The sequence below is a fragment of the Curtobacterium sp. MMLR14_006 genome (assembly GCF_001864985.1).
Classification (GTDB): Bacteria; Actinomycetota; Actinomycetes; order Actinomycetales; family Microbacteriaceae; genus Curtobacterium.
This window is the reverse complement of the sequence record NZ_MJGU01000007.1, coordinates 1-13,379: the sequence shown is the minus strand read 5'-3', so window position 1 is coordinate 13,379 and position 13,379 is coordinate 1. Positions and strand designations below refer to the sequence as shown.

Annotated in this window: 13 protein-coding genes; 10 read left to right on the top strand and 3 right to left on the bottom strand. The window is 73.1% G+C overall.

Annotated features, from left to right (window positions below):
• Window positions 1–3: 3 nt before the first annotated feature.
• Window positions 4–891, bottom strand: a complete 888-nt coding sequence (gene sucD, locus BIU94_RS02705; protein ID WP_071253971.1) for a succinate--CoA ligase subunit alpha — start codon at window positions 889–891, stop codon at window positions 4–6.
• A gap of 11 nt (window positions 892–902) precedes the next feature.
• Window positions 903–2,072: an ADP-forming succinate--CoA ligase subunit beta gene (gene sucC / locus BIU94_RS02700; protein ID WP_071253969.1), complete on the bottom strand. Its 1,170-nt coding sequence runs from the start codon at window positions 2,070–2,072 to the stop codon at window positions 903–905.
• Between the two features lie 245 nt (window positions 2,073–2,317).
• On the opposite strand from sucC, the gene BIU94_RS02695 reads away from it, so the two are divergent.
• The 8 genes from BIU94_RS02695 to BIU94_RS02660 all read left to right on the top strand — a co-directional run bounded on the left by BIU94_RS02695 (window position 2,318) and on the right by BIU94_RS02660 (window position 8,062).
• Window positions 2,318–3,949 carry a RecQ family ATP-dependent DNA helicase gene (locus BIU94_RS02695; protein WP_071253967.1) on the top strand — a complete coding sequence of 544 codons (1,632 nt, stop codon included), beginning with the start codon at window positions 2,318–2,320 and terminating at the stop codon, window positions 3,947–3,949.
• 204 nt (window positions 3,950–4,153) lie between these two features.
• Window positions 4,154–4,447 (top strand): hypothetical protein, encoded by a 294-nt coding sequence (locus BIU94_RS02690; RefSeq protein ID WP_071253965.1) that lies wholly within the window; start codon window positions 4,154–4,156, stop codon window positions 4,445–4,447.
• 38 nt (window positions 4,448–4,485) lie between these two features.
• A complete protein-coding gene (locus tag BIU94_RS17640) occupies window positions 4,486–4,851 on the top strand; it encodes a hypothetical protein (RefSeq protein WP_071253963.1) in 366 nt (121 codons plus the stop codon).
• Window positions 4,848–5,687, top strand: coding sequence for an oxygenase MpaB family protein (locus BIU94_RS02680; RefSeq protein ID WP_083404542.1), 840 nt, complete (start codon window positions 4,848–4,850; stop codon window positions 5,685–5,687). The genes BIU94_RS17640 and BIU94_RS02680 overlap by 4 nt, the downstream gene beginning before the upstream one ends.
• 5 nt (window positions 5,688–5,692) lie before the next feature.
• On the top strand, window positions 5,693–6,301 hold the full coding sequence (locus BIU94_RS02675; RefSeq protein WP_071253961.1) for a hypothetical protein: 609 nt from the start codon (window positions 5,693–5,695) through the stop codon (window positions 6,299–6,301).
• Window positions 6,301–6,903 carry an FHA domain-containing protein gene (locus BIU94_RS02670; protein WP_071253959.1) on the top strand — a complete coding sequence of 201 codons (603 nt, stop codon included), beginning with the start codon at window positions 6,301–6,303 and terminating at the stop codon, window positions 6,901–6,903. Before BIU94_RS02675 ends, BIU94_RS02670 begins: the two co-directional genes overlap by 1 nt.
• Before the next feature lie 188 nt (window positions 6,904–7,091).
• Window positions 7,092–7,517: a hypothetical protein gene (locus tag BIU94_RS02665; protein ID WP_139196254.1), complete on the top strand. Its 426-nt coding sequence runs from the start codon at window positions 7,092–7,094 to the stop codon at window positions 7,515–7,517.
• Window positions 7,514–8,062, top strand: coding sequence for an RNA 2'-phosphotransferase (locus BIU94_RS02660; RefSeq protein WP_071253955.1), 549 nt, complete (start codon window positions 7,514–7,516; stop codon window positions 8,060–8,062). The genes BIU94_RS02665 and BIU94_RS02660 overlap by 4 nt, the downstream gene beginning before the upstream one ends.
• On the opposite strand, the gene BIU94_RS02655 is transcribed toward BIU94_RS02660, so the two are convergent.
• The gene (locus BIU94_RS02655) at window positions 8,059–12,474 is read right to left on the bottom strand and encodes an FtsK/SpoIIIE domain-containing protein (RefSeq protein WP_071253953.1); all 4,416 of its coding nucleotides are present in this window, start codon (window positions 12,472–12,474) and stop codon (window positions 8,059–8,061) included. The genes BIU94_RS02660 and BIU94_RS02655 overlap by 4 nt on opposite strands.
• 109 nt (window positions 12,475–12,583) lie before the next feature.
• On the opposite strand from BIU94_RS02655, the gene BIU94_RS02650 reads away from it, so the two are divergent.
• Together BIU94_RS02650 and BIU94_RS02645 are read left to right on the top strand one after the other, a co-directional pair.
• A complete protein-coding gene (locus BIU94_RS02650; RefSeq protein ID WP_071253951.1) occupies window positions 12,584–12,880 on the top strand; it encodes a WXG100 family type VII secretion target in 297 nt (98 codons plus the stop codon).
• 113 nt (window positions 12,881–12,993) lie between these two features.
• Entirely contained in the window at window positions 12,994–13,323 is a 330-nt protein-coding gene (locus BIU94_RS02645; protein WP_071253949.1) for a type VII secretion target, read from the top strand.
• The last annotated feature ends 56 nt before the right edge of the window (window positions 13,324–13,379 follow it).

Here is a 13,379-nt window from a genome sequence, read left to right as displayed (position 1 = left end):
CCGCTACTTCGCGGCGACCACCTCGCGCAGCAGCGCGGCGGTCTCGGACGGCGTCTTGCCGACCTTGACCCCGGCGGCCTCGAGCGCCTGCTTCTTCGCCTCGGCGGTGCCGGCCGAGCCGGACACGATCGCTCCGGCGTGGCCCATCGTCTTGCCCTCCGGCGCGGTGAAGCCCGCGACGTAGCCGACGACCGGCTTGGTGACGTGCGCCTTGATGTAGTCGGCGGCGCGTTCCTCGGCGTCGCCGCCGATCTCGCCGATCATCACGATCGCCTCGGTCTCGGGGTCTGCCTCGAACGCGGCGAGCGCGTCGATGTGCGTGGTGCCGATGACCGGGTCGCCGCCGATGCCGATGGCGGTCGAGAAGCCCAGGTCACGCAGCTCGTACATCATCTGGTAGGTCAGGGTGCCCGACTTCGACACGAGGCCGATCGGGCCCTTGCCGGTGATCGTCGCCGGGGTGATGCCGACGAGCGACTCCCCGGGGGTGATGATGCCGGGGCAGTTCGGGCCGATGATCCGGGTCTTCCCGCCCAGGGCCTTCGCGTGCGCCCAGAACGCGGCGGAGTCCTGCACCGGGATGCCCTCGGTGATGACGACGACGAGCGGGATCTCGGCGTCGATGGCCTCCATCACGGCGTCCTTCGCGAACGCCGGCGGCACGAAGACGATGGAGACGTCGGCACCGGTGGTGTCGATGGCCTCGCGCACCGAGCCGAAGACGGGCAGCTCGACGTCGCCGTGGGTGACGGTGGTGCCGGCCTTGCGGGCGTTGACGCCACCGACGACCTGGGTGCCGGCCTTGAGCATCAGGGCGGTGTGCTTCGTGCCCTCGCCACCGGTGATGCCCTGGACGATGACCTTGGAGTCCTTGTTGAGGAAGATCGACATGGTCAGTCCCTTCAGGCCGCTGCGGCGGCGAGTTCGGCGGCCTGCTCGGCCGCATCGTCCATGGTCGCGGCGACGGTGACGAGCGGGTGCGCCGCCTCCGTCAGGATCCGACGACCCTCTTCCACGTTGTTGCCGTCGAGGCGCACGACGAGCGGCTTGGTGGCCGCGTCGCCCAGGATGCCGAGCGCGGCGACGATGCCGTTCGCGACGGCGTCGCAGGCGGTGATCCCGCCGAAGACGTTCACGAAGACGCTCTTCACCTGCGGGTCGCCGAGGATGACGTCGAGGCCGTTGGCCATGACCTCGGCCGAGGCGCCGCCGCCGATGTCGAGGAAGTTGGCGGGCTTCACGCCGCCGTGGCGCTCACCGGCGTAGGCGACGACGTCGAGGGTCGACATGACGAGTCCCGCACCGTTGCCGATGACGCCGACCTGGCCGTCGAGCTTGACGTAGTTGAGGCCGTGGGCCTTCGCCTTGGCCTCGAGCGGGTCCTCGCTGGCGGTGTCCTCGAGCTGCGCGTGGCCCTCGTGGCGGAAGTCGGCGTTCTCGTCGAGCGAGACCTTGCCGTCGAGCGCGAGGATCTGCCCGTCGCCGGTGCGCACGAGCGGGTTCACCTCGACCAGGGTCGCGTCCTCGCCGGCGAACACGTCGTAGAGCTTCACGAAGACGTCGGCGACCTGGTCGCGGAGCGACTCCGGGAAGTTCGCCTGCGCGGCGATCTCGAGCGCGGCGGCCTTGTTGATCCCGGTGAGCGGGTTCACCTCGACGCGGGCGAGCGCCTCGGGCTTCTCGACCGCGAGCTGCTCGATCTCCATGCCGCCCTCGACGCTGGTGAGCGACAGGTAGGAGCGGTTCGCCCGGTCGAGCAGGACCGAGAAGTAGAACTCCTCGGCGATGTCCGCGCCCTGGGCGACCATGACGCGCTGCACGGTGTGGCCCTTGATGTCGAGGCCGAGGATGGCCTGTGCGTGCTCGTACGCCTCGTCGGGGGTCTTCGCGACCTTCACGCCGCCGGCCTTGCCGCGACCGCCGACCTTCACCTGCGCCTTGACGACGACCACGCCGCCGATCTGCTCGGCCGCCGCTCTCGCCTCGTCCGGGGTGTCGGCGATGATCCCCTGCAACACTGGGACGCCGTAGGACTCGAAGAGGTCCCTGGCCTGGTACTCGAAAAGATCCACGCTGTTCTTCTTCCCGCACGTTCCGTGCGATCGGCATCGGTTACCCGGTCGCCACACTCACCATCGAGGGTCGCTCGATGTCGAGACAACGGCCGCCACGCAGCCTAGCGCTGGTCGGTGGACGCCCGGTGCGCGGGTCGCGGGATCCGTGGACGAACGGGAGGCACGGGTCGCCTCCGCCACGCAAGAGCCGCTGGACGCACCCCCGGGTCGGTCCCCCAGCGTGCGCCCGGCAGTGTGGATCGGTGAACGAAGCTCTCCGTACCCGCGCCGCCGACGTGTTCGGCTGGCGCCTCCGCCCCGACCAGGAATCCGTCATCGACGCCGTGCTCGACGGGCGCGACGCACTCGCCGTGATGCCGACCGGTTCGGGGAAGTCCGCGATCTACCAGGTCGCCGGCCTCGAACTCGACGGCATCGTCGTCGTGGTCTCACCCCTCGTGGCGCTCCAGGAGGACCAGGTCGTCGGACTCGAGCACCACGAGCACGCACCCCGCGCCGTCGCGATGAACGCCACGCGGAAGGCCCGTGACGTCGCCGACGCCTGGGACGCCGTCGCCGCGGGCGAGGTCGGGTACGTCTTCCTGGCCCCGGAGCAGCTCGTCAAGGACGACGTGATCGAGCAGCTGCACGACGCCGGGGTCGCGCTGGTCGCCGTCGACGAGGCGCACTGCATCTCGTCGTGGGGCCACGACTTCCGGCCCGACTACCTGGCGCTCGGCGAGGTCGTCGAGCGCCTCGGCCGCCCGCCGGTCCTGGCGTTGACGGCGACGGGCTCCGCGCCCGTCCGCGACGACGTGGTGGACCGGCTCCGCATGCGCGACCCGTTCGTGCTCGCCTCGGGCTTCGACCGCCCCGGCATCCGGCTCGAGGTGGTCCGGCACGCCGAGGACGCCGACAAGCGGGCGGCCGTGGTCGACCAGGTCGCCGACCTCGACGGGGCGACGGTCGTCTACGTCGCCACCCGGGCCGAGACGACGGAGTACGCCGACGCCCTGGCGGCCCGCGGTCGTCGGGCGCAGCCGTACCACGCGGGCATGCGGGTGGCGGAGCGGGAGTCGGTGCACACCGGCTTCCTGGACGGCGACGTCGACGTCGTGGTCGCGACGAGCGCCTTCGGGATGGGCATCGACAAGCCGGACGTCCGGTACGTCGTGCACGCCGACGTGCCGGAGTCGGTCGACGCGTACTACCAGGAGATCGGCCGGGCCGGGCGGGACGCCGAGCCCGCCGGCGCCACCCTGCACTACCGGGCCGAGGACTTCGGCCTGCGCACGTTCTTCGCGTCCGGCTCGCCCCGGCCCGCCTCGGTCCGCGCCGTCTTCGACGCCGTGCCGGCGACCGGTTCGATCGCCCGGTCGGCGATCGCCGAGGCCTCGGGCCTGTCCGCCCGCACCGCCGGACGAGCGCTCAACGCCCTGCTCGACGCGGGAGCGCTCCGCGACGACGTCGACGGCGTCGCCCGGGTGCCGGACGGCCCGGACACGGCGGACCGCGCCGCGCGTGCCACGGCGGACCGTGCGGCGGAGCGCGAGCGGGTCGAGGAGTCCCGGATCGCGATGATGCGCCAGCTTGCCGAGACCACCGGCTGCCGTCGACAGTTCCTGCTCGGGTACTTCGGCGACGAGCTGCCGGAGCCCTGCGGCAACTGCGACACCTGCTCCTCCGGTTCGGCGCACGAGGCCGCGGCCCACGTGGCGGACGGCTCGAACGACGCCGCCTGGCCGCCGGACTCCCACGTGGAGCACGCCGAGTGGGGCACCGGTGTGGTCATGAGCACCGAGGAGGACCGCATCACGGTGTTCTTCGAGTCGGCGGGCTACCGCACGCTCGCGATCGCGGACGTCGAGGAACGCGGGCTGCTCGAGCGGGTCTGACGGTCCCGTCGGCTCCAGGCGCGGTGGGGGAAGGCGCGGTCGCTCGACCACCCGTCGGCGACCGCGCTCCACTCCCCCGAGCATCCGCGATGCTGCCCCGGCGGCGTGACCGGCAGGTGACGCCCGGGTGAACACGACACGAAACCGGACGGCCACCAGGCGCCGACGGGTAGGCAGGAAGCCAGCAAACGGAGAGGAACCACCATGAGCGATCCCGGCATCAGCCCCGTCGACGACCTCGACGCCCAGCAGCGACGCGACGACGACATCGACCGCGAGCACGTCGGCCCGTACGAGGTGGACGAGTCCGAGGAGTCCCTGGAGACCGTGACGAACGACGCGGTCGCCGGCGAGACCGTCGAGCCGCAGCCCGGCGACGGCTCCGACGACGGCCCCACCGGCGGCGCCCCGCGCGAGGGCTCCCCCGACCTGTGGGAGCACGACGGCGACGAGGACCGTCCGGACCTCGGCAACGACCTCGGTACGAAGCCGCTCTGACGCGGCACCCCAGGAGCACGGCTCGGTACGATCGAGCCGTGCTCCGTCGCGTCCGGAAAGGTCTGCACCGCTGGCCCGCGGTCGCACGGCTCGTCGCGATCGCGGCGCTCCTGCTCGTCGCCGCCGCCGCGCACCTCGCCGCCCGGTCGGAACCGGCGGGCCGGTGGCTGCCCCTGCTCGTGGTCGCGGTCGTCGGAGCGCTCGTCGCCGGGGCACCGCGACACCGCTGGCCGCTGCCGGCGATCTGGCTCGTCGCCACCGTGCTCGCCGTGACCCGCGGCTCCGCCGTGGACCCCGGCGCGACCGCCGCCGCCCTCGGCGTCGGCGCGGTCGCGCTCGTCGCGGCCCTCGCCGCGGACGTCGTGCCGGTCCTGCGCACCCGCCACCGACGGGGCGAGCGGTGACCCCACGACGGACGGACGGCAGCGCGCCGGACACACGCCGCGCCTCCCGTCTCGGGCACGGCCGCGTCCAGGACCCGGACCTGCGGCGATGCATCGCCGACAGCACGCCCGTGGCCGCGGGCGGCCGCGCCATCCTGCTGCAGATCGCCGACCCCGTCGTCGCCGCCGGCGTCCGACGGCACTCCGACTTCGCACGGCGGCCGCAGCAGCGGCTCGTGCACACGCTGATGTTCGTCTACGCCGTCGTCATCGGGACGGCGTCCGACTCGGCGACCGCGGTCGGCTTCGTCGACCGCGCCCACCGGCCGGTCGCCGGCGCGGACGACGTCGACCGGCAGCTCTGGGTCGCGGCGACCCTGTTCGACTCGGCCCGACGGGCGCACGACCTGTTCGGCACCCCGTTCTCGGATGCCCGAGCGGAGCAGGTCCTCGCCGCCTACGCGCCGCTCGCCACCGCGCTCCGGGTGCCCGACGACCGCTGGCCGACCTCGGTGGCGGCGTTCGACCGCTACTGGCAGGACGCCCTCGACGGGCTCCTGGTCACCGACGACGCCCGCGGGGTGGTGCGGGACCTGCTGCACCCGCGGTTCGCCCCGCGCTGGGTGCGTGCCGCGATGCCGCTCGTGCGGATCGTCACCGTCGGCATGCTGCCGGAGCGGATCCGCGCCGCGTACGGCTTCGCGTGGGGGCCGCGGGAGCAGCGCCGGTTCGACCGCACGGTCCGCCTCGTCGCGACCGTGCGCGCCGTCGTCCCCCGGCCCCTGCTGCGGCTGCCCGCCGCGCTGCTGCTCGGTGGACTGCGTCGGACGACCCGTCGACACGCCGCGGTACGGTAGCGGGCATGTCGGTCGACCACTTCGCCATCACGGTCCCCCGGTCCTGGTTCGAGCTGCCGGTGGACCCGGAACGGCGCGACGACCGGATCTCGGCCCTCGTGCAGGAGCGCATCGAGGACCACCGCGAGCTCTGGGACCACCGCACCGAGATCGTCCGGGTGCTCCGCCGGTTCGCGCGGTCCGCCTGGGACAGCGGTGCCCGGTACTGCGCCGCGTTCGCCGAGCCGAGCGAGGACGGCATCGTCTCCGGCGCCCTCACGGTCACGGTCCTGCCCGCTCCCGAGGCCGGTGGCGACCCGCTCGGGGCGCTCACCGACCACGTCGCAGCCCTCGGCGGCGACGAGGACGGCATGCACGTCGACGTGCACGAGGTCCCGCGGGTGGGCCGGGTCCCGCGCGTCTGGGGCGTCTCCACCGTGCAGGCCCCGGACGGGCGCGGCTCGTTCGACGTCGTGCTCATGCAGACGTTCGTGCCGGCCGGCGAGCAGGTCGCGCTCGTGAGCGTCTCCTCGCCCGCGACCGACCTGGCCGAACCGCTCTACGAGCTGTTCGAGACCGTCACCGACACCTTCGAGCTCGTCGACTCGGCGGCCGTCGGTCCCGGGGACGACTGATGCGCCTCTGGCCGTTCCGGCGGCGGCGGAAGCCCGTCGAGCCCGTGGTCGAACGGGTCACCGCGGACGACCTCGCCCGCATGGCGCACCAGGGCGAGCTGGCCCGGGCCGTGGTCACGCCGCCACCGGCGCCTCGTGCCTCGGCCGACCGCGTCCGCTCCACCGTCGCGCAGCTGCCCGGGCGCCCGCTCGGCGGCTCCGGTGTCGCGACCCAGGCCGCCCCCGCGCGGCAGCGGGCAGCCGCCGTGCTCGTGCTCGACGACGAGCAGCGCGTGACCGTCTCGGGCGGCGGGCTCGTCGGCCGCGACCCGGCGAGCGCCCACCCCGACGGCGGGTACGCGCACGTCATCGCACTCGAGGACCCCGAACGCCTGCTCAGCCGCACGCACCTGGAGTTCGGCTTCGGTGCCGAGGGGTCGTTCTGGGTGCTCGACGCGGCGTCCGCGAACGGGGTCGAACTCCACCGCCCGGGCCACCAGGCCGCGACGCTCGTGCCGTCGCAGCGCACGACCGTGCAGCCCGGCGACACCGTCGTCTTCGGCGGCCACACCCTGCGGGCGGAGCCCGCCGTCGGCCTGGTCGACGAGGGGCCGCTCGGCTGACGTGCGGTTCCGAGGCGGTGGGGCAGTTCCGCGCGTAGGAGGACGTTCCGCGCGTGGTGGGCCGTTCCGCGCATGGTCAGCAGGTTCTTCCGGCTCCCGACGCGCGGATCACCTTCCCATCTCGTGCGCGATGGGACAGAACGAATCCGGGCGGGCGAACCGAGCACCCCGTCCGGAGGATGACCTCGATGCGTGAACGACTCCTGACCACCGCCGACGAGCGGTTGATCGACGCCCTACAGTCCGCGCCGGCGGGCTTCGTGTTCCCCGACCGCTTCCGGGCGGACCTCGGTCGGACGACCCTGGCGGAGATCGACCCGTTCATGTGGACCTCCGAGTACCGGGGGCAGACGGCGGCCTGGTCCGAGATCGTCGCCGAGCAGTTCCCAGCGCGGACGCTCGTTCCGTTCGCGAAGCACCAGGACACCGACGACGTGTTCTGCTTCGAGGGCACCGACCACACCGGCGACCCACCCGTGCTCGTCATCCACGCGTTCGCGGCGCCCGGAACGGAGTACCGCGGCCAGTGGACGTCGTTCGACGTCTGGTGGGAGGAGATGGAGGAGCACCGAGCAGCCTGGCTCGCCGAGGACGAGGACGAGGACCCACGATGACCCGACGGGACACCACGATCAGCAAGGCGATGTCGCACGCCCTCCGCCACGAGCCCGGCGCCTACGGCCTCGACCTCGCTCCGGACGGCAGCGTACCGGTGGCCGCACTGGTCGCCGGTCTGCAGGGCGCCGGTGTCGACGTCACCGTGGACGACGTCCGACGGGTCGTCGCGGAGTCCGACAAGCAACGCTTCGCCGTCGACGACGACGACCGCATCCGCGCGCAGTACGGACACTCGACCGACGAGCGCATCCTGAAGCGCAGCGTCGAACCCGCTGCCGAGCTCTGGCACGCGACGTCGCCCGAGGCCGCCGCACGCATCCTCGAGCAGGGGCTCCTGCCGATGGGCCGGCAGTACGCGCACCTGACGACCGACCGTGACCTCGCGCTCCAGGCCGGGCGGCGCAAGGCCCCGCACCCGGTCCTGCTCCGCATCGACGCCGCGCGGGCGGCTGCCGACGGTGTCGAGTTCGCCGAGGGCCACGACCGGGTCACGCTGGCGCTGTCCGTCCCGCCGCAGTACGTCGAGCGCGCCGGACCCTAGTCGAGCGGCACCTGCACGAGCCGCAGCGCCTGGTCGGCGTCGTTGAGCAGCGCCCGCCCGGCGACGCGGTCCTGCGTGACCAGGCTCTTCGAGAGCTTCGTGCCGATCAGGTCGCCGTCGACGGTGCTGAGCGGCGCGAGCAGCATGCCCCGCCGGGCCTTCTTCGCCTCGACCTGCCAGCCGCGGAAGCCGCTCGCGACGCCCTCGACGTCGCCGCCGAGCACGAGGCCCACCGAGCGGCCGCGGTCGGACTCCAGGATCGCCCGGAACACGGGTTCCGCCGCGGTCTCCTTGAGCACCTCGGCGTCGTCGACGAGCACGAGCGTGAAACGACCGGCGCCGGCGTCGACCGCGGCGGTCAGCCCCTCTGCGCCGATGCCGGCGTCGGTGACCACCGTCGCACCGGGCCTGCCGTCCAGGCTGCGGAGCGCCGAGTCGCGGGGCGTGACCGCGACGACGCACCCGCCCGTGCCGAGCACGTGCCGCGCCATCGCGAGGAGCGCGGTGCTCTTGCCCGAGCGCGGGCTGCCGCCGACGATGAACACGGGGGTGTCCTGCACGAAGTCGTGCGTGAACAGCCGGAGCTCGTCGCCGCCGACACCGAGGGCGACCCGGCCCGGTACCGCGTCGGACGCCGGCAGGTGGCGGAGCGCGTCGTCGAGGGTGACGGAGCGGGGCAACACGTCGATCCGGAACGGCTTCGGCGCGTCGTCCGGCACGTGGGTCCGGACCTCGTCGCCGATGCCGCGGAGCGCCGCGGCCTGGTCGCGGCCGCCGAGTCCGCCGGGCAGCACCGCGACCTGTGTCTCCGTCGCGGTGCCGTTGCGGAAGCCGCGGCCGGGCGGGATCGACTCGGGCAGCTTCTTGCCGTTGATGCCCTCGTAGTTGTAGTCGCCGCGGTCGGCGAGGGCGAGCAGCAGCTTCCGTTCGACCTGGCTCGACATCCGGCCGGAGGTCAGGGTCCGGTCACCGGAGACGACCAGGTGCACGCCGACGCCGACGCCCTCGCGCAGGAGTGTCTGGACGGCGTCGTGCAGCGCGCCGTTCTCGGCGTCGGCCAGGGTCGCCATGAAGCTCTCCCACTGGTCGAGCAGGACGACGATGTGCGGCAGCGGCGTCGCGCCGGGGTCGGAGCGCTGCTCGGCGATCGACGAGTACCCGCCGCTCGCGAACGCCGCCTGCCGGTCCTGCACGGTGCGCAGCAGGATGCCGAGCAGGCGCGAGACCCGGTCCGGTTCGTGCCGCTGCACGACCGCGCCGCAGTGCGGCAGGCCGGCGAGGGCGAGCAGCGCACCGTTGCCGCAGTCGATGCCGTACAGGTGCACGTCGCCGACCCCGAGCCGCAGCGCCATCGCGCCGGCCAGTGTCCGCAGGGCCTGGCTGCGTCCGGAGCGTGGGGACCCGATGACGAACAGGTGGCCGTCCACGTCGAGGTCGAACACGGTCTGCCGCTGCTGCTGCTCGGACGGGTGGTCCTCGACGCCCCACGCCACGGCGAGCTCCGGCAGGTCGCCGTCGCCGGCCGCTTCGACGTCGTCGAGCCCGACGACCGTGCCGAGCGGCGGCAGCCACGGCTGCCGCTGCGCGGGTGTGCCGAGCGCGCGGGTCGCGTCGCCGATGGACCCGACCAGGACGCTCAGGTCGGTGACCTCCACGTCGCTGGCCGCCGCCTCGATGGCGGCAGGTCGCGGGGCCGGGTCGCTGTACGAGGCGAAGGTGAGCTCGCGGACCAGCGCGGGCCGGGCCTCCTGGTCGTCCGTGCCGGGTCGTCGCCCGCCCACGCGACCGGACTGGAAGGGCAGCAGCGAGGCGGCGCCGAGCCGCACGTAGGCGCGCCCCGGTGTGGTCTTGACGATCCGCGCGGCGTCGTTCGCACCGATGACGTCCTGGCTCTCGGACTGGTCGGTGACCCGCAACGCGATCCGCAGGTTCGTGTTCGCGCGGATCTCGGGCGAGACGACCCCGCCGGGGCGCTGGGTGGCGAGGATCAGGTGGATGCCGAGCGAGCGTCCGCGCTGCGCGATGTTCACGAGCCCCTTGACGAAGTCGGGCAGCTCACGGGCGAGCGAGGCGAACTCGTCGATGACGATGAGCAGCCGCGGCATGCTCGCGATGGTCTCGCCACCGGCGGCGGCGCGCTTGGCCTGCAGGTCCTGGTAGTCCTCGAGGTCCTTCGCGCCGACCGCGGCGAGCGCGTGCTCCCGGGTGCGCAGCTCGGCGCCGAGCGACTCGAGCGCGCGCTCGACCTGGTGGGTGTCGAGGTCGGTGACCATGCCGACGGTGTGCGGCAGGAGCACGCAGTCCTTGAACGCCGCACCGCCCTTGTAGTCGACGAGCACGAAGTTCATCTCGTCGGGCCGGTTCGCGACGGCGAGCGAGGCGACGATCGTCTGCAGCAGCTCGGACTTGCCGGACCCGGTCGTGCCGGCGACCAGGCCGTGCGGCCCGTCGTTGCGCAGGTCGATCGCGAACGGGCCGTCGATCGAGGCGCCGACGACGGCGGTCGTGCTGCGTCCGCCGAGCAACCAGCGGGCCTGCACCGCCTCGGAGGTCGGCGGCTCGAGCTGCAGCACGTCGAGCAGGCGCGCCGACGACGGGATCGCACCGTCCTCGGCGTCCGGGCTGGCGTCGACGACGGGCGACAGCGATCGGGCCACCCACTCGAGCCAGTCCTGGTCGACGAGGTCCGGACGGGCGTCGTCGATCCGCTCGGTCCGCTGCTGGGTGACGCGCACCCGGTCGTCGCGGACGACGACCACGGCGTCGCACTCCTCGGGCAGCAGCCGCTCGTCCAGGTCGAGGCAGATGCTGAACACCCCGACCGCCGGCCCCTCCTTGAGGACCTGCACGAGCGACGGCATCGCCCGCAGGCGGCGCGCACCGTCCATCACGACGACGATCTCGTCGGCCGGCGGCGTCTTCTTCCCGATGCCCGCCTCCTTGCGCGCGTCGATGACCGCGGCGAGCTCGGCGATGGCGCGGGCCGTCGTCGCGGCGCTCGAGGCGATGCTCGTCATCGGCTGGTCGGCTCCGTCGCGACGGACGTGCGGCAGCCAGGACATCCACTCCCACAGCGAGGTGCGGGTCGTGTCGGTGAGCAGCGTGAAGCGCACGTCCTTCGGGCTCTGCAGCGTCGCGAGCTGCGCGACGACCCAGTTGGCGAGTCGACGGGCGTCGTCGTCCGGCCCGGCGATGCCGATCACGCCGCGTTCGGCGAGCCGGATGCGCACCGGCACGTCGGTGGCGTCCCAGGCGACGGTCCGCTTGTGGGAGAGCTGCTCCGGGTCCTCGATGGTCACCTCGGAGCGCTGCGTCGCGGTGCCGACGCGGACGAGCAGGTGGTCGGGGTCGGTCCGCCGTCGCTCCCACAGGCGTGGCAGCGGCGTGACCGCGGTCTCGTAGACGGCGGCGGGGTCGGGCGCGCTCGCGATCCAGCGTGCGCGTTCGGACTGGAGGCTCTCGGTCGCGTCCGCCTCGATCCTCGCCTTGGTCTCCTCGTACTCCACGACCCGCTGGCGGTACGTCTTCTTGCCCTGGCGGCGGCCCTGGAGGCCCGTGATGATCATGAGGATCGGCGACAGCAGGGCGACGAGCAGGTAGATCCACCGTCCCGTGGTCGACACGAACATCACGGCCATGCCCATCGGCGCGAGCGCCATGAGGACGGGCAGTGCCCGCGCCGGCGGCTCGGTGGGCGGCGCCGGCAGCTGGTAGCGCGTGTGCTCGTCCGGCGGCAGGATGCGCGGCGGCCGGTTGTACTCCAGGGCCATGCCGTCGTCGGCCAGGGACAGGTGCGCGCCGCGGTCCGGGGCACGCCCGAACCCGAGCAGCACCCCGCCGACGGCGAGCTGCGCGGTCTCCGGCCAGTCGGTCGATCCGGTGACGGGTTCGCCGTCCAGCACGGCCCCGGCGAAGCCGTTCGCCGGGCGCACCGTCGCCCCGTCCGCCGTGACCGTGACGAGCAGGGCGACGTCCGGCACCGTCGGTGTGCCGGAGGCCTCGGCCTCGACCGCTTCGGTGGCGCTGACCGGGATCCGCACGTGGGCGCCCGGCGCCGTCCCGACGACCACGGTGCCGGTCCCCACCCGGACGATCCGGCCGGCGTGCAGACCGGACACGATGCGGATCTCGGCGTCGCCGAGCGGACGCAGCGGCGGGGGCGGCACCTGCTCGAGGCTGCGGCTGACGACCACCCCGGCCCGCACCCCCGACCCGGCCACCGTCGCCGACAGGTCGAGCGGCCGTTCCCCCACGAAGTACGCCGGCGTCCGGCCCGAGGCGACGACGTCCGTGGCGATGAGCCGCTCGGCCTCGGCCAGGACCTCGCGCACCGCTCGCGTCTCGTCCCCGTCCACGTAGACGTTGGCCGTCTGGCCGCTCTCCCGGTCGACCATCGTGAAGGTGAAGGTCATGGCAGGTTCCCCCGTAGCGTTGACTACACGTAGGAGCACGATGGTAGTGTCTGCCGCACACGCCCCGTTGGGGGGACAGAACGAAACTCCGGGGAAAGGGAGTCACACCGTGGCGAACATCAACGTCTCGTACGCAGACCTCGAGGCCGCGGCCTCCGACCTCAAGGCCGGCCAGGCCGACATCGAGGACCGTCTCTCCGCACTGCAGCGGAAGATCCAGCAGCTCGTCTCCGACGGCTACGTCACCGACAAGTCGTCGGTCGCGTTCGGCGAGTCCTACGACGAGTTCAACCGTGGCGTGAGCCAGACCGTCCAGGGCCTCGACGGTCTGTCGACCTTCCTCTCCAAGGCCTCGCAGACCCTGTCCGAGACGGACGAGTCGCTGGCCTCCGGCCTCAAGGGCTGACACCGTCGTCGACCCCGTGTCCCGCGATCGCGCGGGGCACGGGGTCGTCGCGGTTCCACTGGGGGGCGGTCCGGGACCGGCCCCACGGTTCGTGATCGGGGAGGGACAGTTCCGTGGCAGACAAGCTGCTGGTCGACCTGATGGGGCTCGGGGAGCTCCAGAGCGACCTGACGACCGTGCACAGCACGCTCGAGCAGGCGCACAAGCGCGTCGACGCGTCCGACGACGAGATCGGGTCCGGCACCGTGCAGAAGGCGCTGCACGACTTCGACCACCGCTGGGGTGACAAGCGGCAGAAGATCAGTGACTCGGCGAAGGCCCTGGCGGACATGCTCGACTCGTCGATCGAGACGTACACCGAGACCGACGAGCAGCTCGCGCAGGCACTCCAGGTCAACGACGACAACGGTGGCGGCGGCCCCGCCGCCTCGAGGGCGCAGTAGTCGTGGCGCGACCGTCGGGGTGGGACGTCGTCGACCAGGGGGACGATCCGGTCAAG

Excerpts from the sequence above, each read along its gene's own strand:
- BIU94_RS02675 (WP_071253961.1), top strand. The coding sequence starts at position 5,693 with ATGTCGGTCGACCACTTCGCCATCACGGTCCCCCGGTCCTGGTTCGAG.
- BIU94_RS02665 (WP_139196254.1), top strand. The coding sequence starts at position 7,092 with ATGCGTGAACGACTCCTGACCACCGCCGACGAGCGGTTGATCGACGCC.
- BIU94_RS02670 (WP_071253959.1), top strand. The coding sequence starts at position 6,301 with ATGCGCCTCTGGCCGTTCCGGCGGCGGCGGAAGCCCGTCGAGCCCGTG.
- sucD (WP_071253971.1), bottom strand. The coding sequence starts at position 891 with ATGTCGATCTTCCTCAACAAGGACTCCAAGGTCATCGTCCAGGGCATC.
- BIU94_RS02655 (WP_071253953.1), bottom strand. The coding sequence starts at position 12,474 with ATGACCTTCACCTTCACGATGGTCGACCGGGAGAGCGGCCAGACGGCC.
- BIU94_RS02690 (WP_071253965.1), top strand. The coding sequence starts at position 4,154 with ATGAGCGATCCCGGCATCAGCCCCGTCGACGACCTCGACGCCCAGCAG.
- BIU94_RS02660 (WP_071253955.1), top strand. The coding sequence starts at position 7,514 with ATGACCCGACGGGACACCACGATCAGCAAGGCGATGTCGCACGCCCTC.